At 46.8% G+C, this 22,925-nt stretch carries 20 protein-coding genes, 1 pseudogene and 1 other annotated feature (1 of these 22 only partly in view); of the genes and pseudogenes, 13 read left to right on the plus strand and 8 right to left on the minus strand.

The features are described 5' to 3' along the window. Nucleotides 1-25 (minus strand) — a sequence feature (Trp leader region); it reaches 83 nt to the left of the window's first position. A gap of 210 nt (nucleotides 26-235) precedes the next feature. From rnm to Q4Q54_RS12875, 6 genes and pseudogenes are all read left to right on the plus strand, one after another. Further along, a complete protein-coding gene (rnm, locus tag Q4Q54_RS12850) occupies nucleotides 236-1,096 on the plus strand; it encodes an RNase RNM (RefSeq protein WP_311988639.1) in 861 nt (286 codons plus the stop codon). Next, nucleotides 1,093-1,713 (plus strand): L-threonylcarbamoyladenylate synthase, encoded by a 621-nt coding sequence (locus Q4Q54_RS12855; protein ID WP_006082184.1) that lies wholly within the window; start codon nucleotides 1,093-1,095, stop codon nucleotides 1,711-1,713. The genes rnm and Q4Q54_RS12855 overlap by 4 nt, the downstream gene beginning before the upstream one ends. Nucleotides 1,714-1,872: 159 nt before the next feature. Further along, entirely contained in the window at nucleotides 1,873-2,661 is a 789-nt protein-coding gene (locus Q4Q54_RS12860; protein WP_011847143.1) for a segregation and condensation protein A, read from the plus strand. A gap of 3 nt (nucleotides 2,662-2,664) precedes the next feature. After that, nucleotides 2,665-3,261, plus strand: a complete 597-nt coding sequence (gene scpB, locus Q4Q54_RS12865) for an SMC-Scp complex subunit ScpB (protein WP_011847142.1) — start codon at nucleotides 2,665-2,667, stop codon at nucleotides 3,259-3,261. Further along, nucleotides 3,254-4,129: a 23S rRNA pseudouridine(2605) synthase RluB gene (gene rluB, locus Q4Q54_RS12870; protein WP_011847141.1), complete on the plus strand. Its 876-nt coding sequence runs from the start codon at nucleotides 3,254-3,256 to the stop codon at nucleotides 4,127-4,129. The genes scpB and rluB overlap by 8 nt, the downstream gene beginning before the upstream one ends. Before the next feature lie 101 nt (nucleotides 4,130-4,230). Further along, nucleotides 4,231-5,196, plus strand: a pseudogene (locus tag Q4Q54_RS12875) (exo-alpha-sialidase). Nucleotides 5,197-5,339: 143 nt separating this feature from the next. On the opposite strand, the gene Q4Q54_RS12880 reads toward Q4Q54_RS12875, so the two are convergent. Beyond that, on the minus strand, nucleotides 5,340-6,077 hold the full coding sequence (locus Q4Q54_RS12880; protein ID WP_261273251.1) for a YciK family oxidoreductase: 738 nt from the start codon (nucleotides 6,075-6,077) through the stop codon (nucleotides 5,340-5,342). Between the two features lie 262 nt (nucleotides 6,078-6,339). Between Q4Q54_RS12880 and Q4Q54_RS12885 the strand changes: the two genes are divergently transcribed. Both Q4Q54_RS12885 and sohB read left to right on the plus strand, forming a co-directional pair. Continuing rightward, on the plus strand, nucleotides 6,340-8,820 hold the full coding sequence (locus tag Q4Q54_RS12885) for a VolA/Pla-1 family phospholipase (RefSeq protein ID WP_311988640.1): 2,481 nt from the start codon (nucleotides 6,340-6,342) through the stop codon (nucleotides 8,818-8,820). Nucleotides 8,821-8,931: 111 nt separating this feature from the next. Then, nucleotides 8,932-9,948 (plus strand): protease SohB, encoded by a 1,017-nt coding sequence (gene sohB, locus Q4Q54_RS12890; protein WP_311988641.1) that lies wholly within the window; start codon nucleotides 8,932-8,934, stop codon nucleotides 9,946-9,948. Nucleotides 9,949-10,035: 87 nt separating this feature from the next. Here sohB and Q4Q54_RS12895 read toward each other — a convergent pair whose 3' ends face one another. Then, on the minus strand, nucleotides 10,036-11,103 hold the full coding sequence (locus tag Q4Q54_RS12895; RefSeq protein ID WP_311988642.1) for a DUF3083 family protein: 1,068 nt from the start codon (nucleotides 11,101-11,103) through the stop codon (nucleotides 10,036-10,038). Nucleotides 11,104-11,248: 145 nt separating this feature from the next. Next, on the minus strand, nucleotides 11,249-11,848 hold the full coding sequence (locus tag Q4Q54_RS12900) for an arylesterase (protein WP_311988643.1): 600 nt from the start codon (nucleotides 11,846-11,848) through the stop codon (nucleotides 11,249-11,251). 52 nt (nucleotides 11,849-11,900) lie between these two features. On the opposite strand from Q4Q54_RS12900, the gene Q4Q54_RS12905 reads away from it, so the two are divergent. From Q4Q54_RS12905 to lepB, 3 genes are all read left to right on the plus strand, one after another. Beyond that, nucleotides 11,901-12,629: an ABC transporter ATP-binding protein gene (locus Q4Q54_RS12905; RefSeq protein ID WP_311988644.1), complete on the plus strand. Its 729-nt coding sequence runs from the start codon at nucleotides 11,901-11,903 to the stop codon at nucleotides 12,627-12,629. Between the two features lie 2 nt (nucleotides 12,630-12,631). Beyond that, on the plus strand, nucleotides 12,632-15,157 hold the full coding sequence (locus tag Q4Q54_RS12910) for an FtsX-like permease family protein (RefSeq protein ID WP_311988645.1): 2,526 nt from the start codon (nucleotides 12,632-12,634) through the stop codon (nucleotides 15,155-15,157). Between the two features lie 271 nt (nucleotides 15,158-15,428). Further along, the gene (gene lepB, locus Q4Q54_RS12915) at nucleotides 15,429-16,091 is read left to right on the plus strand and encodes a signal peptidase I (protein WP_107404292.1); all 663 of its coding nucleotides are present in this window, start codon (nucleotides 15,429-15,431) and stop codon (nucleotides 16,089-16,091) included. A gap of 103 nt (nucleotides 16,092-16,194) precedes the next feature. Here lepB and gltS read toward each other — a convergent pair whose 3' ends face one another. From gltS to folX, 3 genes are all read right to left on the minus strand, one after another. Next, nucleotides 16,195-17,418 (minus strand): sodium/glutamate symporter, encoded by a 1,224-nt coding sequence (gene gltS / locus Q4Q54_RS12920; protein ID WP_006082169.1) that lies wholly within the window; start codon nucleotides 17,416-17,418, stop codon nucleotides 16,195-16,197. Between the two features lie 529 nt (nucleotides 17,419-17,947). Beyond that, nucleotides 17,948-18,841, minus strand: coding sequence for a TIGR01777 family oxidoreductase (locus Q4Q54_RS12925; protein ID WP_311988646.1), 894 nt, complete (start codon nucleotides 18,839-18,841; stop codon nucleotides 17,948-17,950). Nucleotides 18,842-18,927: 86 nt separating this feature from the next. Next, the gene (gene folX, locus Q4Q54_RS12930) at nucleotides 18,928-19,290 is read right to left on the minus strand and encodes a dihydroneopterin triphosphate 2'-epimerase (protein ID WP_311988647.1); all 363 of its coding nucleotides are present in this window, start codon (nucleotides 19,288-19,290) and stop codon (nucleotides 18,928-18,930) included. A gap of 98 nt (nucleotides 19,291-19,388) precedes the next feature. On the opposite strand from folX, the gene Q4Q54_RS12935 reads away from it, so the two are divergent. Together Q4Q54_RS12935 and Q4Q54_RS12940 are read left to right on the plus strand one after the other, a co-directional pair. Further along, complete coding sequence (locus Q4Q54_RS12935; protein WP_011847129.1) at nucleotides 19,389-20,498, plus strand: AI-2E family transporter; 1,110 nt, start codon at nucleotides 19,389-19,391, stop codon at nucleotides 20,496-20,498. A 6-nt stretch (nucleotides 20,499-20,504) separates the two neighbouring features. Then, complete coding sequence (locus tag Q4Q54_RS12940) at nucleotides 20,505-21,422, plus strand: class I SAM-dependent methyltransferase (RefSeq protein WP_311988648.1); 918 nt, start codon at nucleotides 20,505-20,507, stop codon at nucleotides 21,420-21,422. Between the two features lie 213 nt (nucleotides 21,423-21,635). Here the strand turns inward: Q4Q54_RS12940 and Q4Q54_RS12945 are convergent, their stop codons facing one another. After that, nucleotides 21,636-21,860: a hypothetical protein gene (locus Q4Q54_RS12945; protein ID WP_311988650.1), complete on the minus strand. Its 225-nt coding sequence runs from the start codon at nucleotides 21,858-21,860 to the stop codon at nucleotides 21,636-21,638. A 629-nt stretch (nucleotides 21,861-22,489) separates the two neighbouring features. Beyond that, nucleotides 22,490-22,924 (minus strand): hypothetical protein, encoded by a 435-nt coding sequence (locus Q4Q54_RS12950; RefSeq protein WP_006085408.1) that lies wholly within the window; start codon nucleotides 22,922-22,924, stop codon nucleotides 22,490-22,492. Nucleotide 22,925 lies beyond the last annotated feature (1 nt).

The following is a 22,925-nucleotide window of genomic DNA, read 5'->3' on the forward strand; positions in this document are numbered from 1 at the left end:
TTGGGAAGTGCCACCACCAAATGATGTTTAATGAAGCATTAATGTGTGTCATTCAAAAGGGTCTCGCTAATTCAGTAATTGGTGTATAGAAAACCTTAGCCGGGGTCGAATGTCAATTGAATATTTTTCATTTTCTGCGATTTATTCACTTTAATGACGCAGAAAATTTAAGTCACACAGCCACAAAATGCGAGATAGCAGCGCATTTATTAACAAATTCACGTACAATAGCCCCATGAATACTCAAAGCATATTGGCTGATCTGCACAGCCACACGACCGCATCCGACGGTCAGTTAACTCCGTCTGAATTGGTGGCTAGAGCCCTTGAAAAGGGCGTGCAGTTATTTGCGATTACTGACCACGACACGGTAGCAGGTTTACCCGAAGCCCGTGCCTTTAATCTATCGCAAGCAGAACCGTTGAAATTGATCTCTGGCGTAGAAATCTCTACTCGCTGGAACAGTTATGATATTCACATAGTTGCGCTTAACTTCGATGCGGATAATCCTGCCTTATTAGCATTTTTAGAAAACCAGCGTGAGTTACGTGAATTACGCGCTCAAGAAATTGGCCATAGATTAGCTAAGGCCGGTATTGAAGGTGCTTACGAAGGTGCCAAGGGGTTGGCGGGTGAAGCGGCATTGAGCCGTGGACATTACGCCCGTTGGATGGCTGAAAATGGTCATGCTGTGGATATGCCGAGCGTGTTTAAACGCTACCTTGCCCGCGGTAAAACCGGTTATGTCCCCAATAATTGGGGTGATATGGCCAGCGCCATCGATATCATTCATAACGCGGGTGGATTAGCTGTGTTGGCGCATCCCAGTGGTTATAAGTTATCGGCAAAGTGGCTTAAGCGATTAGTGCGTGAATATAAAGAAGCGGGTGGAGATGCCATGGAAGTGGTACTTGGCCAGCAAACATTAGACGACAGGGCCAACCTTGTGGCCTTGAGCTTACAAAATCAATTGCTTGCATCGATAGGGAGTGATTTTCACTTTCCAAGTAATTGGATCGAATTAGGAAAAAATCTGTATCAGCCCCAAGGTATTGATTGGGTCTGGCAATCGGAATCTTGGGTGGAACGACCATGAGTCAGTTTTTTTATGTACATGAAGTAAATCCGCAAACACGCCTTATCAGTCAAGCTGTTGCCGCTTTAAAAGCGGGCGGTGTGATTGTTTATCCCACCGATTCGGGCTATGCCTTAGGCTGCTTGATTGGTGAGAAAGATGCGATGACGCGGATGGCGAGAATTCGTCAAATCGAGAACGATCATAACTTTTCATTGATGTGCCGTGATTTATCCGAGCTTGCGACCTACGCCAAAGTGGATAATCAGGCGTATCGCATTCTAAAAAGTTGCACGCCTGGGCCTTATACGTTCATTTTTAAAGCGACCAAAGAAGTGCCACGTCGTCTGCAAAATGACAAGAAAAAGACCATAGGTATTCGCGTGCCCGACAATGTGATCGCACTGGCGTTGCTTGAAGCCTTAGATGCGCCGCTGATGTCGACCAGTTTGGTGATGCCAAATGCAGAATTTGCCGAGTCTGATCCTGAACAAATTCGCGATTTGCTCGAGCATCAAGTGGATGTGATTATCCATGGCGGTTATTTAGGTGAAAAACCGACGACAGTGATTGATATGTCTGAAGATGGCGCCGAAATTTTGCGTGAAGGCGCGGGTGATATCACGCCTTTTCTCTAAATCCAGCGCATTAGATTTATCTGTAGTGGATGCGAGTGAGCGATGCGGCGAGCGGCAGTGAACATTTGGCAGTTTTATCGCCGCAGATTTACAGGTATAATCGCGCGTTTGGCGTTAGCCTAAGTTGGCTAGCGCAGCGTTAACGGAGCAAGATAGCGGATGCAGGGCACGCAACAGAGTTTACCCTTAGCCGTTATTCGTGGTCAGGCAATGACCGAAATGCCGCTGGATTTGTTTATTCCGCCGGAGGCATTGGAAGTGTTCCTTGAGTCCTTTGAAGGCCCATTGGATTTACTGTTATATTTGATCCGTAAGCAAAAATTAGACGTTGTCGATTTACCCATTCAGCAAATCACCGCGCAGTATTTAGAATATATTACGTTGCTGACACAGGCTCGAATTGAACTTGCCGCCGATTACTTAGTGATGGCGGCAACGCTTGCCGAGATTAAATCCCGTTTGCTGCTGCCGCGTATGGTGGCTGAAGATGAGGTTGAGGAAGATCCTCGGGCGCAATTGATCCGTCAGTTGAAAGCCTATGAAGTGATTAAAGAAGCGTCGCAAAAACTCGATGATTTGCCGCGGCTCGAGCGGGATGTGTTTCAAGCCAAAGCGGTGGCAGCACCTGACATTAAGCCGTTAATGATCCCGCCAGAAGTCTCGTTGTTTGAAATTGCCCGCGCCTTTGGCGATGTGCTCAAACGTATCGATGCCAATGAAGATCATCACGTTAAGCGTGAACAGTTATCGACGCGTGAGCGCATGAGCCAGATTTTAGCCATGCTGAACTCGGAAGATTTTACGGCATTTGAACGTTTATTTACCGTAGCAGAAGGCCGTGCAGGCGTGGTCGTGACCTTCTTAGCACTGATGGAATTAGTCAAAGAATTATTGGTTGAATTGTACCAAACAGAACCGTTTTCAACTATTTACGTTAAGGCCTATTAATTGATGCAGATAAATCCGACTCAATTAAAACAGCTTATTGAAGCGAGTTTGTTTGTATTGGGGAAACCCTTGTCGGCGAAAATGTTGAAAGACACTGTATTGGTGGATTTCACGGTTTCCAGAGACAAAATAAAAGCTGCATTGGATGAGCTGCAGCAGGATTATCAAGACAGAGGTGTGCAACTTGTGAAAGTCGCTGGTGGTTATCGCTTCCAGACCTTAGACGTCTTGAGTCCTTTTTTGCAGCCCCTGTGGCAAGAAAAGGCGCCTAAATATTCGCGTGCGACATTAGAAACCTTGGCGGTGATTGCTTATCGTCAACCTGTGACTCGCGGCGATATTGAACAGGTGCGCGGTGTGGCCATTAGTAGTCACATCATAAAAAGTTTGTCAGATAGACATTGGATTAAAGTAGTTGGCCATAAAGAAGTACCGGGGCGACCCGCGTTGTATGCCACTACCTTAGAATTTTTAGCATATTTTGGCTTAGACACCTTAGCGGATTTACCGCCGCTGTCGGATACTGAGTCATTGCAGGCGGTTTTTTCAAGTGTGAAATTAACGCCGGAACAGTCAGAAGAGCAAAATACTAATGAGTGAAAAATTGCAGAAAGTCTTGGCCCGTGCAGGCCATGGCTCCCGTCGTGAGATGGAGGCATGGATTGCTGCAGGCCGAGTTAGTATTGATGGTGAAATTGCTAGCCTTGGGGATCGGATTGAAGCCGATGCTAAAGTGCGTATCGATGGCAGAGCCATTTCGTTAAAGTCTGCCGAAGACGTGATCTGTCGAGTATTGGCATACCATAAACCTGAAGGCGAAATTTGTAGTCGTAAAGATCCTGAAGGCCGTCCAACGGTATTCGATCGCTTACCTAAAGTGCGTGATTCACGCTGGGTTGCGGTAGGTCGTTTAGACATCAACACCTCAGGTTTATTGTTGTTTACCTCAGATGGTGAATTAGCGAACCGCTTAATGCATCCATCGAACGAAGTCGACCGCGAATACGCAGTGCGTACCTTCGGTGAAATCCCTGAAGCGACAGTGCAACGTTTGCGTACTGGCGTAATGTTAGAAGACGGCCCTGCGCAGTTTGATAGCATCAAGCCAGCGGGCGGCGAAGGCATGAACCAGTGGTGGCATGTGTGTTTACGCGAAGGTCGTAACCGCGAAGTGCGTCGTCTGTGGGAATCCCAAGAAGTGCAAGTGAGCCGTTTGATCCGTATCCGTTACGGTATGGTTGAATTGCCAAAATCACTGCCACGGGGTGGCTGGGTTGAATTGCCAATGGAGCAAGTTAACTACTTGCGTAAATTGGCAGGTTTAGAACCAGAAACCCGCACTATGCTTGCTGCCGATAAACACAGCGTAGCCCGTGCTCAGGTGAAGAGTGCTAAAATTCGCCGCGCCGTACGTAAGCATAAAGTAACCGGTTCGGGAAAACCTAAGCCATCGCGTCAGCGCAGCTAAGTTGTTTTATCCCAATGAAAAAGGCCGCTTAGCGGCCTTTTTGCTTTCTGTTATTTGCAGCTATGTTATAACAAGAGTCAGCTGGATTGAGGAGTGAATGGATGAAGCTAATTTCAGTGCGACGGATTTGGGAGCAAGCTGCCCATAATGCGTTTACCGATTTAATCGCGTTTCAGGAAGCACTTTTTTGTGTTTTCCGTGAAGGGACTGCCCATGTGTCACCCGATGGCGCTTTGCGTATTCTACGTTCAGTGGATGGCGGCGAGACGTGGCAGAGCGTGGCGCTTATTCGTTCGGATGAGGCTGATTTACGCGATGGCAAACTGATTGAATATCAAGGGGAATTGCTTTTACTCGGTGGCGGGACCTTACATAATAAGTCGGGTATACAATCACATCTTTGGCGCTCAGCCGATGGGCGATCGTGGTCGGATGCGCTAAAGATAGCTGATAAGGGCTATTGGTTATGGCGCTTAACTGAACATCAAAATACACTCTATGGTGTGGGCTATCGCCCAGGACCTGATGGTGACACTCGTTTGTATAAGAGCGATGATGGCGTACACTTCAAGACTTGGCTAAAGCTGTTTAATAATCAAGGTTATGTCAATGAAACAGCCATTGTTTTTGATCAAGACAGCGGCTTTTGTCTCTTGAGGCGCGATCCCGTTTAGGGCCCTGAATTTGTTGGTTTACTCGGCCGCAGCCTAGCGCCATTTACCGATTGGCAATGGCAAGAACTCGATAAGCGCATTGGTGGGCCTGTGATGTTGATGTATCAATCCCGGCTGTTGGCTGTGGTGCGCTTATATGATGAACAAGTTCGAACGGCTTTAGTTGAAATTCATCCAGATACTGGCGTGGTTCAAGAACTATTGACACTGCCATCGAAGGGCGATACCAGTTATGCGGGCGTAGTGATTGATGGAAATGAGTTGTGGGTAAGTTATTACTCAAGCCATGAGTTAGCTGACTCACAGCTGGATACGCAAAATTCGCTTGATGAATCAAGCAGAGCCGCTAAAGCTAAAACAATGATTTATTTTGCAAAAATTCAGTTGAGTTAACATTAGCGGTGCGGCGTCTTTATGCTGCTTATTGCCATGGATTAATACAGAGCTCCATCTTGCGAATATCTAAAATAATAAAGGGCCATCAATAGGCCCTTTATTATTGCTAAATCATACTGCTAAACCGATAAGCGATGTGATTACTGAGCGTTGAACTGCTGACCGTTCACTGTGCTAGCATCTTGACCCATCAGATATAAATAGGTCGGCATGATCTCTTCTGCGGTTTTGAGATCCAATGGATTCTCAGCAGGGTAGGCTTTAGCACGCATCTCAGTGCGGGTAGCACCTGGATTGATACTGTTGACGCGAACCGAGGTGCCATCGCACTCATGGGCGAGGACTTGCATCATGCCTTCGGTGGCAAACTTAGAGAAGGCATAAGGTCCCCAGTAGGCGCGGCCTTGACGACCCACACTGCTCGACGTAAAGATAATCGATGCACTGGGTGCTTGGCGCATCACAGGTAGTAATGCTTTAGTTAGCATAACTTGCGCCGTGACGTTCACTTTGAGTACGTCTTCGAGTGATGGAATATCTATGTGTTCAAACGGGCCTAAGGCACCGAGCAGGCTCGCGTTATGTAATAAGCCGTCTAAATGATCGAATTGCTCGGCTATGGTATCGGCCATATCGCGATAATTTTGCTCCGTCGCGCCCTTAAGATCCAATGGCACTATGGCAGGTTTGGGATAACCGGCTTGTTCGATGACATCGTAAACCGCTTCTAGTTTTTTCACTGTTTTACCGAGTAAAATCACAGTGGCGCCGTGCTTTGCAAACTCAATGGCAGCGGTGCGACCTATGCCTGCGCCAGCGCCTGTCACTAAAATTGTTTTGCCTTTGAGTAAATCTTTTGCTGCTTGATATTCCAACATGAGTCTCTTTTTCCTCTTGGCGAGAATGCCCGCCACTTCTAGAGTCGCCGAAGTGATAAACGCATGTTTCAAACAAATGAATGAAACTTTGTTATAAATAGCTAAAATGTTTGTGACAAACTTGTGGCTAACTCAATATTTTTACGTTAACTTGAAATGAGTTAGGGGCTAACATAAGCCCTATTGGTCACAGATTTAAAAGCTATTGTGACTAATTTCTTGGGGAAAACAAAACTATTACAACAAGATTTGGGGAAAAAAGATGAAAAGACTCATTTTGGGTGTTGCGATTGCATCTGCACTGGGCCTCACAGGATGTGGTGAGGACAGTTATAACGATCTCAAGGATAAGACAGAACCACTCGTCCCTGAATCGCACATGGTGTTCGACCCTGCTAATTCAAAAGTACCATTACCGAATGATTTGCTATTCAGTGGTACCAAGGATGGCACATTATCGATTCCGGGTGAAAGCTCAGGCAATTATGTTGATCCACAAATAGCGCTTGGGGCGTTAGATGGCTGGTCGACAACATCACCGATTTCCATTGATATTGATCTAGCGAAAAAACACGACGGCACACCGCTGACCTTAATGGCGGCATCGGTTGCACAACCTGGCGCAGTCAGAATGTTTGAGGCCACTGTCGGTGGTCCATTGTCTTCTGATGCTGAGTGTACTGCTAAACCGTCAGTTTCAGCGTGTAAAGTCGGAGCAGAACTTCAGTTTGGCGTTGACTTTGTATCCACCGCATCAGGCAATAAAGTGGTGATCGTGCCGCTTAAGCCACTCAAAGCTGGGCAGTCGTATATTTATGCGACGACTAATCTTATTCAAGATTCTGAAGGTCGTGGTATTGCGCCTTCAACGACCTATGGTTTGTTGAAGCTAGACATCACTACATTACCTTTAGAAACACCCGATCAATTGATGCTGCAAACCTTAGTGAACAGCTATGAGAAAGGCATTGCTGCGGCCCATAATGTCGATCCTTCGACCATAAGCTACTCTGGGCTGTTTACGACTCAGTCTGTCGCTAACGTCTATGAAACGACTAAACTGCTGATGGCAAAGGGCGCGCCTTATGCCCCCAGCTTTGCTCAGATGCCAACGCCTGCCGGTTATACTGTTGCACAAGCGGTGGGATTAACGGACTCAAATAGTGCTGCCTTTAAAGCCGCTGATTTAGCCGATGTGTATACCGCAAAAATTAAACTGCCGATTTACGGTGATTGCTCTTCGGTCAGTTGTTTATCAGCTGAAGGCAAACCATTAATTAATGGTCATTGGAAAGCACAAGGCGATAGCCCAGTCTCCGTACTATTAGCTTTGCAAGCGGGCACACTCAGCCAAAATAATTTTGGTATGCAAGCCGTGGCCAATGGTATTGCGAACCCTGCCGATGCGTTAGCCAATCCGTCTCTAATGGCGGGTAAAACTTGGTTGTTAGACGATGGTACAGCGGTAGATAAAACTAAGCATCTGACTAAGTTCAACCCAATTCCAGCGATTAAAGGATATGAAACCGTACCTGTACTGATTTCAATCCCTAATGCAGCTAAATTAGCAGCGTTGTACAATAATCCTGATCTAGCGACGGCGCCATTGGCTGGTTGGCCAACCACAATCGCACTGCACGGTTTAGGTGGCGGCAAAGAAATGTCACTAGCCTATGCGGGTTCGTATGCGGCCATGGGCGTTGCAACTATTGCTATCGATATGCCACTGCATGGGGCGCGCTCATTCGATGCTAACGGCGATGGGGTTTATGAAGTCTCTGCGACCGATCCTTCTTTTGGGGCTGTAGTCGGTACACCAGATGCCTTTAAAAATGGTAATCCGCTGGTGTTCGTGAATATCTCTAGCACTTTGTCGGTTCGTGATAATTTCCGTCAAGCGACGATGGACCATTTAGGTGTTCGTCTTGCTCTAACAGGATTAGCACAGGGCTTAGCACAAGCAGGTCAGCCACAAGTATTTGACGTGTCTAAAATCAGTGCTCAAGGTCTGAGTTTAGGCGCGATTGTCGGCACCGATTTTGCGACCTATGCCAGCACTGGCATGAAGAACCCTGCAACCGGCGATGCCTTGCCAAATGCCTATGTCATCAATGCCTTATCCCTAGCAGCGCCTGCAGGGGGATTAGCAGGATCATTTGCGGGTTCTGCAACCTTTGGTCCAGTGCTGTTTAGCAATATCAAGGCATCTGCGACTTTCCAAGCGCTGGTCGATAAGGCTAATACTGCAGGATATGAGGTGGGGAGTCCTGAATATGAGGCACTGGTGCAGGCAGTATATGCCCAGTTTATTCCTACGTTTGCCTTTGCGGTTCAAACGGCTGTGGATTCTGCTGATCCAATTAACCATGCCTCTATGTTAAAGGCGACGGACTTACCTGTTCATTTGATTGAAATCGCCGGTGATGGCAATGGTAACTTACCTGATCAAGTGTTACCGAACCGGGTAGATAACTTTCCGTTATCGGGCACTGAGCCGTTGATATCTGCTATTGGCCTACCTTGTGTCGATAGTACCAGTAAAGGTCATGGCGTTGTGCGTTTCTCTAAAGGTCACCATAGTTCGATTGTGAGCCCAGGTGAAACGGACGCTACAGATGGTATGGCTGCTGCTGCTACCGTTGAAATGCAGACTCAAGTGGCAAACTATGCTGCGACTGCAGGTAAAGGTGATGCGACGATTTTAGTGACAAACAGCGATGTCATTGCGACTTGTCCTAACTAATCTGCGCTTAATCGGAAAAACCCAGCGAATGCTGGGTTTTTTTATGGGCCTTTAGGCTGTTAGAATAGCGCGCAATTGACTGATTGATGTAACGCCCTAACGGAGAGCACTTTGGAATTTTTATACGAGTATGGAATGTTTTTGGCGAAAGCCGTCACGATAGTGGTCGCAATAGTTGCGGTTATTATTGTGGTGTTGGCTTCCACTGTTAAACATAAGTCAGATAAGGGCGAGCTGAGGATCACTAACCTGTCTGAAGAGTTAGAAGAACTGAAGCATGGCTTAAAAGAAGAACTCCTTTCAAAGAAGCAATTCAAAGCCTATGAGAAGCAATTAAAGGCAGAAGAAAAGGCGAAAGACAAAGCTGCTGATGATGCCTGCACGGGCAAAGTGTTCGTGATCGATTTTAAGGGCAGTATCGATGCCGCTGAGGTTGCGTCACTGCGTGAAGAAATCAGTGCCATTTTAGCTATTGCGGAAAAAGGCGATGAAGTGGTTGTTAATGTCGAAAGTGGCGGCGGTATGGTGCACGGCTATGGTTTAGCCTCCAGCCAGCTTGACCGTTTACGCCAAGCCGATATTCCGCTAACAGTATGCGTTGATAAAGTGGCTGCCAGTGGCGGTTATATGATGGCCTGTGTTGCGAATAAAATTTATGCGGCGCCTTTTGCAATTGTTGGTTCAATTGGTGTTGTTGCTCAACTGCCGAACTTTAATCGTTTGCTGAAAAAGCATGAAATCGATTATGAGCAACATACCGCCGGTAATTTTAAACGTACCTTGACTGTGTTTGGTGAAAACTCCGATGAGGGAAGACAGAAGTTTCAAGAAGAACTCGAAGAAACCCACATCTTATTCAAAGCGTTTGTCGGTAAATATCGCCCTGAGTTGGATTTAGTGAAAGTAGCCACGGGCGAGCATTGGTACGGCCAGCAAGCCATTGAATTAGGGTTAGTTGATGCGATTTCGACCAGTGATGATGTAATTATGTCACTTGCCGCAGAGCGCACTGTGTATAAGATGCGTTATCAGGTGAGAAAGAAACTTGCCGATAAAATTGCCCATGGCGCATCTTTATCTGTGAATGCTATTTTTAATCGCCTCATAGAAAAAAATCGTCCTATGTAATTCTGTCTATTGGTGAATAAAAGTAAAAACGCCTGCATTTGCAGGCGTTTTCATTTGCTGAGCTTTCGCGGCTAATACCGAAGCGGGTTAGATTTGATAGCTGATATGTTGATGGAAACGTACGATGAGATCTTCACGCTCCGGATCGACACCTATGTCGGCTGCGAAGGCCTTCAGAGCTGTTTCAACATTGTTCATAAAGCGTCCGAAGCCTGAATCATCACAGTCTTTGGTGCCCGCGACTATGGTGAAGTGCGCGGCTTCGACTAAGTTATCGGCATTCCAGCGACGGATCACTTGTTGCTCAGTCGCATTAGGATCGAACCCTATCATTTGTACTTCGGCTTTGCTGTCGAGTTTTTCAAACTTACTGTTACGCACCAGCGGGGTTAAGCCGTTTGCTATCATGGCAAGACGCGTCAATTGTCTGTTGGCTGCCGCTTTGAGGAAGCAATCTTCAAGGTGTTGATATAAAGGCGTAAAGTCGGTTGCTGAGTCAGGTAATAAACCCTGCTTAAGTTTACGACTCAGTGGCAAGCTTACTGTTACATAAGTGAGAGAGCTGACGTTCTCTGGTAATTCGCACTTTCTGGCTTTATATCTTGGGCCGATGGCACGCAGTTTATAGCCATAGGTTTCTTTATAGCCCTTGGCTTTTGCGAACAGATCATAGGATAAATGCTGATGGTCGCGGACCTTAACTTTAAGATCGCTTATCGGCATTAAAGGCATCAATTCTGTCAGTAATTCGCGCACTCTAATGTGGAAACTGGCGGAATTACTGCGGATATCTTCACCCGTGGCAAGGAAGACAATGCGCAGTTTACGGGCGCGATAGTTTTCTTGCGAGAATAAATTTTGGGCTTCGTGGTAGGCTGGATTATAAAAAAATAGAATTTGTTCAGTGGTTTGGAAGCAATAGGCTTCGGTGTGGTAACGGACAACAGGCAGTTTATCGTTAGTGATCACGTGGACATTACGCAGATCGTGTTGTTCTGCCAAATTAAATATCAAACGGCTTAAGGTTTGATAACAGCTTTGATAATCAGGATATTGACTCAGTAGTTCATCCGTCACCTTGATTTCGGCTGTGATGTATTGATTGGTACGGGCTTCCTTGGGTATGTACACTTTTTGCTGATGGCTAAGGGACATATTGACTCCTTGTTTGAGTTAACCATTTGCTAACACGAATTTTACTGTTTATCTATAGGGTTAATCTTGCGTTAGAACACGTTTTTATCCGTTGAGCATGAGTTTAGCTAAGTAAGCGGTTCGTTAGCTTAAAATAGCAGCTATTTTATTGGGTTAACGCATCTTCTATCCATGGTTGCATCCAAGTTGCTATCTGCGTCTGCGCCTTTTCGTTGGGGTGAATGCCATCCCGTTGCATTAATTCTGGATGGGGCGCGATATCCTGCATAAAGAAGGGGATCAACACGATATCCTGTGCTTTGGATATGTCTTGATACACTTGGGTGAACTTTTGGGTGTAGCGAGGGCCATAGTTAGGCGGTACCATGATCTCGGTCAGCAGCACTTTTGCGCCGCTATCTTTGGCTAGGGTAATGATTTGGATTAGATTATTTTCAAGTTGCGTTGGGGGGAATCCACGTAAACCATCATTACCACCCAGTTCAACGACCACAAGGTCGGGGGCGACGGAATCGAGTAAGGCGGGTAATCGGCGTAAGCCGCCCGCTGTGGTTTCGCCACTCACTGAGCCATTAGTAAATTGATGTTCGGGCAGATTTTTTTGCAGCAGCGCCACCCAGCCTGACTGCTCTGCCATGCCATAGCTAGCGCCTAAGCTGTCGCCGAGGATCAACACCTTTGCCGCGTGCGCTGGTGTGGCCATGAATACACTCAATAGGATGAATGCCCCCAGGGTCTTCGCCATTGATGTTAATCTTAGCGATTGATACCAGAATGATTTATATAAGAAGGATCCTATGTCTAACGTCATCTTAAAAAACAGTGCCATCAATGTTGTTAACCTCGAAAAATCAGTGACTACTCAGGAAGGAACGCTCACTATCCTCAAGGGCATTAACTTAGATGTCAAGCAAGGTGAGAGTGTGGCCATTCTTGGTCCGTCGGGTTCGGGCAAGTCTACTCTGCTCGGATTGCTTGCGGCGCTTGATACGCCTACCTCTGGCGAAATTTGGCTAGATGGTGTGGCGTTATCTCCACTGAATGAAGAGCAAAAAGCGGCACTGCGTAAACAGAAGGTCAGCTTTATTTTTCAATCCTTTATGTTAGTGGATACCTTAACCGCGCTAGAGAACGTTATGTTACCCGCCGAGCTTGCGGGCGTGAGCAATGCCAAGGAAAAAGCCCAAGCCATGTTAGTGCGAGTCGGTTTATCCCATCGTTTAACCCATTTGCCCAAACAATTATCGGGCGGAGAGCAGCAAAGGGTGGCGATTGCCCGTGCTTTTATTTGTGAGCCCACAGTGCTGTTTGCCGATGAACCTACGGGTAACTTGGACAGCGTCAACGGCCATAAAATTGCCGATATGTTGTTTGAACTGAATCAAGAAAGCCACACCACTCTTATCCTCGTCACCCACGATTTACTGCTGGCTAAGCGTTGTGAGCGGCAGCTGGTGATGGATAACGGCCATTTACAGGAAGATACGGCGCGCGCAGCACCGCTTGCCAATGCTAAGGAGGCTTAATAATGGAGTTAAGTTTGGCATGGCGCCTGTTTAAGCGCGAGTTACAGCAAGGGCAATTGTTATTGATTATCCTCGCTATTATGCTCGCGGTATTGTCTGTAAGTGGGTTGGCGCGGGTGAGTGAACGGCTGCAAGTGGCGATCACTGGCCAAGCTTCGCAGTTTATTGCCGCCGATCGGATTATTGATTCGCCGGTTAAAATTGATGCGGCGATTTTAACCAAAGCCGAGGATCTTGGGCTTAAGCATGTGACGAACATGCAATTTAATTCTATGGTCTATTCGGGTGATAAGTTTCAGTTAGTCACAGTTCGCGCCGTTGAAACGGGTTATCCACTCAAGGGCGACATTGAACTCACCAGCGGTAAAACCAAGGCTTTACCTCAAGCGGGTGAAATCTGGTTTGAGACTCGCTTAGGTGGACTCCTCGGTTATCCTAAATCTATCGAGCTAGGTAACAGTGAGTTTGTGCTCAGCAATGAGATCAGCCGCTTACCCGACGCGGGCTTTAATCCTTTTGCTTCCTCGCCCGTGGTATTGATGCGCATGGAAGATGTCGCCAAAACGGGAGTGATTCAACCGGGCAGCCGCGTGACCTATCTGTATCAATTTGCTGGCGATGAAGCCTCGCTTACGGCCTTTGAGCAAAGTGTTAAACCGCTTCTCAATAGCACCCAGCGCTGGGTCGATGTGCAATCTGGTGATTCGCCGATAGCGGGAGCCGTTAAGCGAGCTGAGCGCTTCCTACTGCTAGCAAGTTTGATGGGCATTGCACTGGCCTGCGCCGCGATAGGCATTGCCGCCCAGCGTTATTGTCAGCGCCATTACGATGTGGTGGCCATGCTGAAAACCTTTGGCGCCTCGGCAAAGCAAATTCGGTTGTTGTTCGGCACTCACTTATTGTTAGTGACGTTAATGGGGATTGTGCTTGGCCTTATCGGCGGTGTGTTACTCGATTTTGGGATCAGTTATCTATTGCCACCCGAAATTGCCGCCTATTCGCCGCCACTCACACGGCCCTTATTGCTCGGCGTAAGCACAGGGCTTATCAGCGCCTTTATGTTTTCGGCTTACCCATTAATGCGTTTGCTGGCTATTCCGCCACTACGAGTGCTACAGCGTCAGTTAGAAGGTCTACAACTGGGGATGTGGCTGCATCTGCTTTTGAGCTTAGGGGCGATGGCGTTACTGGGCTATTTGTATTCCCAAAGTTGGGCTTTGACCCTGACTGTGGTCGCGGCGGTGTTGCTGCTCGGTGTGCTGTTAAGTGTGCTTGGCTTTGTGATGATACGTTTAGGTCACAGTGTCGGCATGAAGACCACCAATCCCTTACAGTTGGCCCTTGCAGGGCTCAGACGTCGTGCGCGGCAAAATGCGGTTCAATTGGTGGGATTTAGCGCCGCACTGGTATTGCTATTGACGATTCTGGCGTTAAGACAAGACTTGCTCAACGAGTGGCAAAAGCAGCTGCCCGAAAATGCACCTAACTACTTCCTCGTCAATATTGCACCCGAAGATGCTAAGCCCTTGAATGATTTTATGACGACTAAGGGCATAGTCGCGACGGACATTTATCCTGTGATCCGTGGCCGTTTAACTCAAATTAACGGTGAAGCGCTGATTTCGAATGAACAGTCTGAAGCGGGTGAAAAGGGCCGAGTGGGTATTTCCCGCGAGTTAAACCTAACGTGGCGCAATACGCTACCAGCCAATAACGAACTGTTAGAGGGGCATTTTAATCAAGCGGCCGATGAAGTGTCGGTGGAATCTGGCGTGGCGGACCGTTTGGGTATTGCCATTGGCGATAAGTTGACTTATGTGATTGATAATCAAGAGCTCACAGTTAAAGTTGCCAGTATTCGTGCCGTGCACTGGGAAACGCTGCAGCCGAACTTCTTTATGATTTTCACCCAAGAAGCTCTCGCGCCCTTTGCTTATACCTCGATGGCGAGTTTTTATCTGAACGATCAAACTACTAATAGCCAAGCGACGAATGACCAGTCAACAAACGGCCAAGCGCTGAGTGCCGATGGTACGCCTAAGGATGCTGTGATCCTTGCGCTTATTCAGCAATTCCCGACCATATCGATCATCGATGTGGGCGCTATGGTGGGGCAGTTACGGCAGATCATCGAGCAAGTGTCGCTATCGCTGACCTTAGTGCTGGCCTTAGTGTTACTGGCAAGTGCCTTAGTCTTGATTGCACAGACTGAGGCTGGCATGGCAACTCGGCAGCGCGAACTGGCGGTGCTGCGTACCTTTGGCGCTTCGGGATGGTTATTGCGCAGTGCAACGGGTTTAGAGTTTGCCTTGCTTGGCGGTATTGCAGGAGTGTTAGCCGTCATAGTGGCCGAATTTGCGTTATATCTACTTAAGACGCAAGTGTTTGAGCTTAATGTGTATATGCACTGGCCTTGGTGGGGAATAGCCCCTGTTTCTGGCGCTTTAATCGTGGCCTTACTTGGGGTGTGGCGTTGCCGACAATTGCTTAGCCAATCTTGCTCTGAGCTATTAAAGGCGGGCAGCTAGTGATTGCTTGCATGGGCTAACACTATAAGTTTATGACTTAAGTAGACAGCGTTAACAATAAAAAGCACTGATGCTGCCTAAGCTCAGTGCTTTTTTATTGTCTTGCTGATTCTGCTGAGTTTGAGCATGACTCGAATATGAATATGCGTTTTTACATTGGCTTACAAATTGATCTGTGCCTAAGCTGGTAGCAACAGAACTTAGTGCAACGCAATGGGTCTATCTAACTGAGAACAGCGACTAGCTTATACATGCCAAAGAGAGGGAATATATGTTCAAAGGAATAACCAAACTACTTAAGGATAACCGCTCCTTTTTTTTGTTTATCAGCTTAATGTTAGTTTTCAGGAGCGCTGTGGCTGATTGGAATACCGTGCCATCGGGTTCTATGCTGCCGACTATCGTCGAGGGCGATCGCATTCTGGTGAACAAGATGGCCTACGATCTTAGGGTGCCATTTACCCATATCGCCTTAGTCAAACTGGCAGATCCCGCCCGCGGTGATATCGTGGTGTTCGACTCGAAAAAGGCCGATAAAAAACTCATTAAGCGGGTGATTGCTGTGCCAGGCGATACTGTGATGATGCGGGATAATCGTTTGTATTTAAATGGCGAACCCCTTAGTTACACATCCCAAGCATTGAGTCCTTATGCTCCCGCTGATGTCACAGAAATGCAGGAGAACTTACTCGATATGGCCCACAGTATTCGCCTTAATCCTGTAGCCTCAAGGCTCGCCAACTTTGGACCTGTCACTGTGCCAGACGCGCATTACCTAGCGCTGGGTGATAATCGAGATAATAGCGCTGATTCTCGGGTCATTGGCTTTGTGCCACGGGATGAAATTGTTGGCCGTTCCAGCTCAGTGGTTTTCTCCCTTGATTATGATGATCATTACTTGCCTCGACCTGAGCGTCTCATGCGCGAGTTTTAGCATTTACGATTTTGTACCATAAAGAAGGGCGCCGAATGAGGCGCCCTTTTGTTAGCTGGTTGATTCAACGATGCTTTACATTAAGCAACTTCTTCAAAAGCGACTACTTCATAAAGCTCAGATAGCCCTGCAAGACAATCAAGTTAACGATGTCGATAAAGAAAGCGCCGACGATAGGCACAACCATAAAGGCTTGGGGTGACGGCCCTGTGCGCGAGACTAGCGCGCCCATGTTCATTACCGCCGTTGGTGTTGCACCCATACCAAAGCCGCAGTGGCCACCAGTGATCACTGCCGCATCGTAATTACTGCCCATCACTTTGAATGTCACGAAATAGGCGAACACCGCCAGTACTGCGGTTTGCACCAGTAAGATGACGAGCAGCGGGATGGCTAAATCAAAAATCTCCCATAGCTTTAAGGTCATCAAAGCCATAGAAAGGAACAGTGACAGGGCGACTGTGCCTATGACATCGATACTTTCAGTATGGGGCTTATAGCCGCGGGTGAGTTCAGTGATATTGGCGATGATAACGCCAAGGAAGAGAGCATAAACAAAGTCGGGCATTTTGAGCCATGCTATGCCCGATTGGCTGATCCACAGCGTGAGCCATTTTGAGCCTGCAACGCACAGCAGCAGTACAAACAGGGTTTCTAATATGGTTTTGGCTGTGACTTGATCTTCTTCTAACTGATCGTAAGTCACTAAATGCGGATGTTCACTGTGATGCTTGCGACCAATCCCATAGCGAGAAACAAGATTATGTTTACCGATTAATCGCTGCGCAACGGGGCCACCTATAATTCCGCCCATGATTAAGCCAAAGGTCGCAGCGGCCATAGCAAACTCTAAAGTATTGATACCGTAGTTTTCCGCAAAGGTTTGTGACCAAGCGACGCCAGTTCCATGGCCACCCGACAGGGTAATTGACCCTGCGATAAGGCCCATAATCGGGTCGAGCCCTAACAGATTGGCTAAACTGACGCCGACGGCGTTTTGGATAACAATATAAATCGAGGCAACACCCAGAAAGATAAAGACTTTTTTACCACCGCTGAGTAACAGCTTGTAGTTTGCCGAGAGGCCAATCGTGCTGAAAAACATCAGCATTAAGGTATTTTGCAGCGATAAGCTGAAGTCGAGACTGATATTTTGAAAGTGAAGAAATGCGACACCCGCGGCTACAACGAGGCCACCCACTATGGGTTCGGGGATATTATATTGCCTAAAGACACGTACATGGCGATTGATGGAGTGGCCGATAAACAGCACGAAAATGGCAATTAAAAATGATTCTAGCTCGCCAATCGTATAGGTCGTGTGCATGAAAATTCCTTACAAACTGTCTTAGTGTGGGCATTTCAGTGAGCACAATGCCCATTGAGGAGTCACCCATCTTGTTATTAAGTACCTGCTAATGCTGGATGTTAAGCGCTTGATGTCGAGGACAGATCAGTGTCAATCCGATAAAAATTTAAAGGATGAGTGAGCGCGAGTGTGTTTCGTTTTATGGTTTACAGGCCAAGAACAGCAGATTAAATAGCCTGTTCTTGAGCATAAATAACTGTCTATTTATGAGATGTTGCTGAGTTTATCTGTGGTCAAGGTTGAGGCGATTAATGCGTGCCTCCTATGACCGAATGGAGGCGAGTTTAGCAGAAAAGTGCCGCGCTGTCGCTAAATCACATTACAAATCATGATGTTACTATATTGTTTTTCTAGTGTTACTAAAGTGGCGCTTGTGCTTACGTCAACATCCAGCAAGCCTTAGCACCGAAATTCGTGCGCATTAGCGCCCGAATATGTCGATGTTTAATGCAAGATTCCGCGGGATTGTTAGCATCAGCGTGCTAGCCTATTTGGCTAACACGTCGGTTAAGGCATTGTCGAGGTCACTGAATTGAAACTGAAAACCGGCTTCGAGAACGCGTTTAGGATAAACAAACTGTCCTTCGGTCAGCAGCTCCGACATTTCACCCATAGCTAAGCGTAACGCAAGTGGTGGGGTCGTGATAAGGGCGGGGCGATTGAGTGCTTTTCCAAGCGCTTTAGTAAACACAGCGTTACTGACTGGGTTGGGGGCAGTGGCGTTGAATACGCCTTTGCAATGTTCTTGGCTGAGTAAAAAGTCGATAAGGGAGATGAGATCTTGCACATGGATCCAGCTCATGCCTTGACGTCCATGACCAATTGGGCCACCGAGTCCGAGCTTAAAGGGCGGTAGCATTTTCTCTAATGCGCCGCCTTTTCCTAACACAATCCCGATACGGATAATGCAGACGCGGGTTTGCTCAGTATTTGCATTAAGCGCTTCTTGCTCCCATTTTCGGCAGATGTCATGGCTAAACTCAACATGGGCACCATTGGATTCATCGAGCAATTGATCATCATGTCGACCGTAATAACCCACTGCCGAACCACTCACCATGATCTTAGGCGGATTACTACTCTGCTGTATGAGCTGAGTTAATCTTGCCGTGATATCCCAACGGCTATCACAAATCCGCTGCTTCTGGTTTTTGCTCCAGCGCTTAGCGACGATCGGCTCGCCCGCAAGATTCACTATGGCGTCGATATGATTTAGGTCGCTCAGCGCATCGAGGCTCTCAAGGTAATGGTGCTGATTACCGAGTATTCTCTGCGTTTGTTGCACTGAGCGCGTTAATAACGTCAGTTGATGATGGGGCGCCAATCGTTCGACTAATTGGCGGCCAATAAAGCCGCTTGCGCCAGTGATCAGTATATTCATGGAACCTCTCTTATCGGTTGAGCTATGAGGATATATACCGAAATACGGTGTGCAACGATCACTGAATCTGACTATTTCTAGCGAGTTTATTTCTGATAACACAACTCCATCGAGACTGAATCGGCAAAGCGCAGGGCATGGGGTTTGTCGATTTCGACACTGGCAAATTCAACCCAATGATGCTCACTGGCGATGGCCAGCGTTTGGCTGGTAAGATTTTCGAGTAATGAGAAACGGTTGTTCTCAATCAGCTCAATGATCTTTTTGGTGATAGTGCGGTAATTGAGTGCATCCTCAACATTATCACTGTTACGGGCACGCTCGGCACAATAATGGATCACGACATTGATGATCACGTCTTGGCGATTTTGAATTTCATCTTCTTTAATGCCGATAAAAGTACGAAGTCTTAAGTTTTTAATGCGTATAATCGCGGTTTCTGGTTTCATAATGGCAAATGGCTATCTTAAGCTAAGGTTTCTGAGGTTAAGTGTGTTCTCGGGTTAGCCTAACAATTTTATCTAAGATCAAGAAGGATTTTTAATAAATGACGCGACCTAATGCGCCCTCCGCTGCTTACCGTGGCTTTGCGGTTATGGCCTTTGTAGTGATTATTTTGGCAGGGATTAAGGCGGCGAGCCCGATTGTGGTGCCGTTTGTGCTGTCCAGTTTTCTGGCGGTGATTTGTAATCCCGCGATTGGTTTAATGACAAAATTCCGTGTGCCTAAATGGCTTGCGGTGATCCTCTTGATGGGCTTTATTGTGTTGATGGGCCTCTGGTTAGCCTCGGTTGTCGGCAGTTCAGTCAATGAGTTCTCCAAACAATTGCCCCAATATCGGGTGCAGTTAGTCGAGCAATTTGCTTGGATATTAAATAAGTTACATTCCTTCAATATTCAGATTTCGAAGGATCAAGTGTTAGCGTATTTTGACCCTGGCATGGCCTTGTCTATGACAACGAATATGCTGTCGGGTGTTGGCAATGTGATGGCGAATTTATTTCTGATCATCTTAACCATCGTATTTATGCTGTTTGAAGCCCAATCGCTACCAAAGAAATTGCATCTGGCGCTGGACGATCCCGATATGCGCCTCAAGCAGATTGACCGCTTTTTGCAATCGGTTAATCAGTACATGGTGATCAAGACGCTAGTGAGTTTAGCGACCGGGGTTATCGTCGGTGTCGGTTTAACCATTATTGGTGTGGATTACGCCATGCTATGGGCGGTGATCGCCTTCCTATTTAATTACATTCCCAATATCGGTTCTATCATCGCCGCCATTCCTGCGGTGTTATTAGCCTTCATTCAGCTTGGCCCTGCGGCTGCTGGCGGTACTGCGCTTTTGTATGTCGGTGCCAACATGGTGATGGGCAATATGATTGAACCTAAATTTATGGGCCGCGGCTTAGGCTTATCGACTTTAGTGGTGTTTTTATCGTTAATTTTTTGGGGCTGGTTGCTAGGTTCTGTCGGCATGTTGCTGTCGGTGCCGCTGACTATGGTGGTTAAAATTGCCCTCGAATCGAGTAAGAGTGGTAACTGGTTAGCCATTTTATTATCGGACGATGTTGAAGATAAGTTCGTGGCCAGCAACACGGAAAACTCAAGTTCCGATGGCGATGACGCCGATATAAGTACAACAGAGAGTAAGTAATAGAAGATGCAAAGTTTTATACAAGCGCTAGCGACAATTGAATTAGGTGATGATGCAGTGCGGTTGTTCCACGGCCGCGGTGGACACTACGTGGGTTGTGAACACCTATGTTTAGATTGGTTTGCGCCAGTGCTATTGCTGACCAGTTTCACTCCTTTAGCCGATGACGATTTAGCCACATGCCAGCAGGCCATTGCGGCGCATTGGCAGGCCATTCGTCCTGATAGCCAACTGAATTTAGTCTACCAATACCGCAGTGCGGGCGAGACCTTTACTCAAGTGCTGCAAGGCGAAGTGCCTGAGCCGCATATTGTTAGTGAAAATGGCGCACGCTTTCAGGTGCATTTAATGCGCGGACAAAACCACGGTTTATTCCTCGATATGGCTAACGGCCGCGAGTGGGTGAGAGCAAATGCCCGCTATAAAAAAGTGCTTAATTTGTTTGCCTATACCTGTGGTTTCTCGGTGGCGGCATTGCAAGGCGGCGCCGATGAAGTGGTCAATATGGACATGAGCAAAGGCGCATTAGGCATAGGCAAACAGAATCATTTGCTGAATGGCTTTAGTGCGGGAGCACGTTTTTTAGGCCATGATATTTTTAAATCTTGGGGCAAACTGAAAAAGCTCGGTCCCTACGACATTATTGTGGCCGATCCACCGAGTAATCAAAAGGGCAGTTTTGTCGCGACTAAGGATTATGTACGTTTAATCAGGCGCTTACCTGAGTTACTTGCCGATAATGGTGAAGTGTTACTCTGCCTCAATGCACCCGAGCTCGATACCACTTTCTTACGCCAGCAGGTCGCAGATGCGGCGCCAGCACTCGAATACATAGAGCGCTTAGCCAATCCGCCAGCGTTTATGGATGTGTCTGAAGAGAAGTCACTTAAGGTGCTGCGTTATCGTTTATCGACTCAAACCTAGTCTTGATTTAGCTTAACAGGCCAGTATTAACTGGCCTTTTTTGTCGGTTTTTAATGAAGCTAAATGGAAAATTTAATTGCTGATTTTAAAAGTGCAACAAATATGGATGTGCAAACTCAAGCCAAGCTTGCAGTCAGACTAGCTTGAGTGTTGAGCTTTTTACGCAGTCACTTGTTGATGAGTAAATGGTTACTCAATAGCTTAAACGTTTCGTCAGTAGCTTAATCGTTCAGAGATCTGCGATTGTCCAAAGGTTTCAATCACTTTGCTCACTTGATGATGGTTTAAGTGTTTGAGGGCGGAAATTTCATCATAAAGCCTGTCCTGAACATCTAATGGCATATTCATGTGTTCCATAAACATGCGGATCCCTAATACATCGCCGTGGCTAAATAATGTCGTTAGTGTGGTGGCTTCAAGCTCAATGAGTGCGTTCATATCTTACCTCCTACTCGCGTCATTACTTAATTGATAGCAGCTAGCGTCACACTTCCCTAGATTCATTGTTTGTAAGCGATTTCTGTTAATAGCGTTTGTGTATATAGGGCTGCATTTAAATGGCGTCATGGGCGGCTAAATATCATCGTCAAAGATGAAAGGCTTTCAGCTCTCGGCACAGAATTTAAGCTTTAAAAGTGATAAATTGCCTTAAGTGCCACTGATGAAGAAACAAAACTGAAAGTTTTCTGTAATTATAGTTTTGGCTTTGTTATACTCCTGCCCACGGAATATATCCCTTTCCTCATAGGCAAAATGTCAGCATAGAATGACATGCCTCTGCGACCTTACCCAATCAAGCAGGAGTTGTTATGGAAGTTCATGAATACGAAAATGCTTATTATCAAGTGAAAGACGATGTACTGACGTCTTTACCTGCTGAAAGCGAAGAAGAAGTGATCCAGGCTTAATCGATAACGATTAGACTGACGGTACTTATGAGTCGGACGTAACAAAACAAGCACATTGAAATAGCAACCTTAGGGTTGCTATTTTTTTAGCTGAAATCGGCACTAGGATTGAGCGCATGAGAAGACATGCGCAATAAAAGTGGCGAGCGAGAAGGGAGATTAACCGTTTACTTTGCGCTTTTCTGGCATCAGCTCGACGATAGTCCACTTACTGCCAATCTTGTGAAGACGTATGGTCCTGTCATCAATCCACGGCTGACCGCCTTTAAGGCCTTTCATTTTGATCACGACAATGACGTCTTTGGTAAATTTACGGAAAAAGTCGATATCGATATCATCAATTTCCATTTCAACATTGGTCATCGACAGGCCGAGCATATTGCGCTGCACCGCGGCGGCAATATAGTAATGGGTGAGCACTTGTTTAATTGGTTCATCGACAAATTGCTTGGCTTGTTCAACATCGCGATCGACATAAATCGCTTTAAAAAAGCCTAAGCTCACTTCTTCGGGCGATAACTGGCGTTGATTTTCCGTCGAGGGATCGCCACAACCAAAGAGGAACAGCAGGGAGATAAAAAATAGAGTTCGCATA

This window comes from Shewanella sp. SP2S2-4, from assembly GCF_031932025.1.
Taxonomy (GTDB): domain Bacteria; phylum Pseudomonadota; class Gammaproteobacteria; order Enterobacterales; family Shewanellaceae; genus Shewanella; species Shewanella baltica.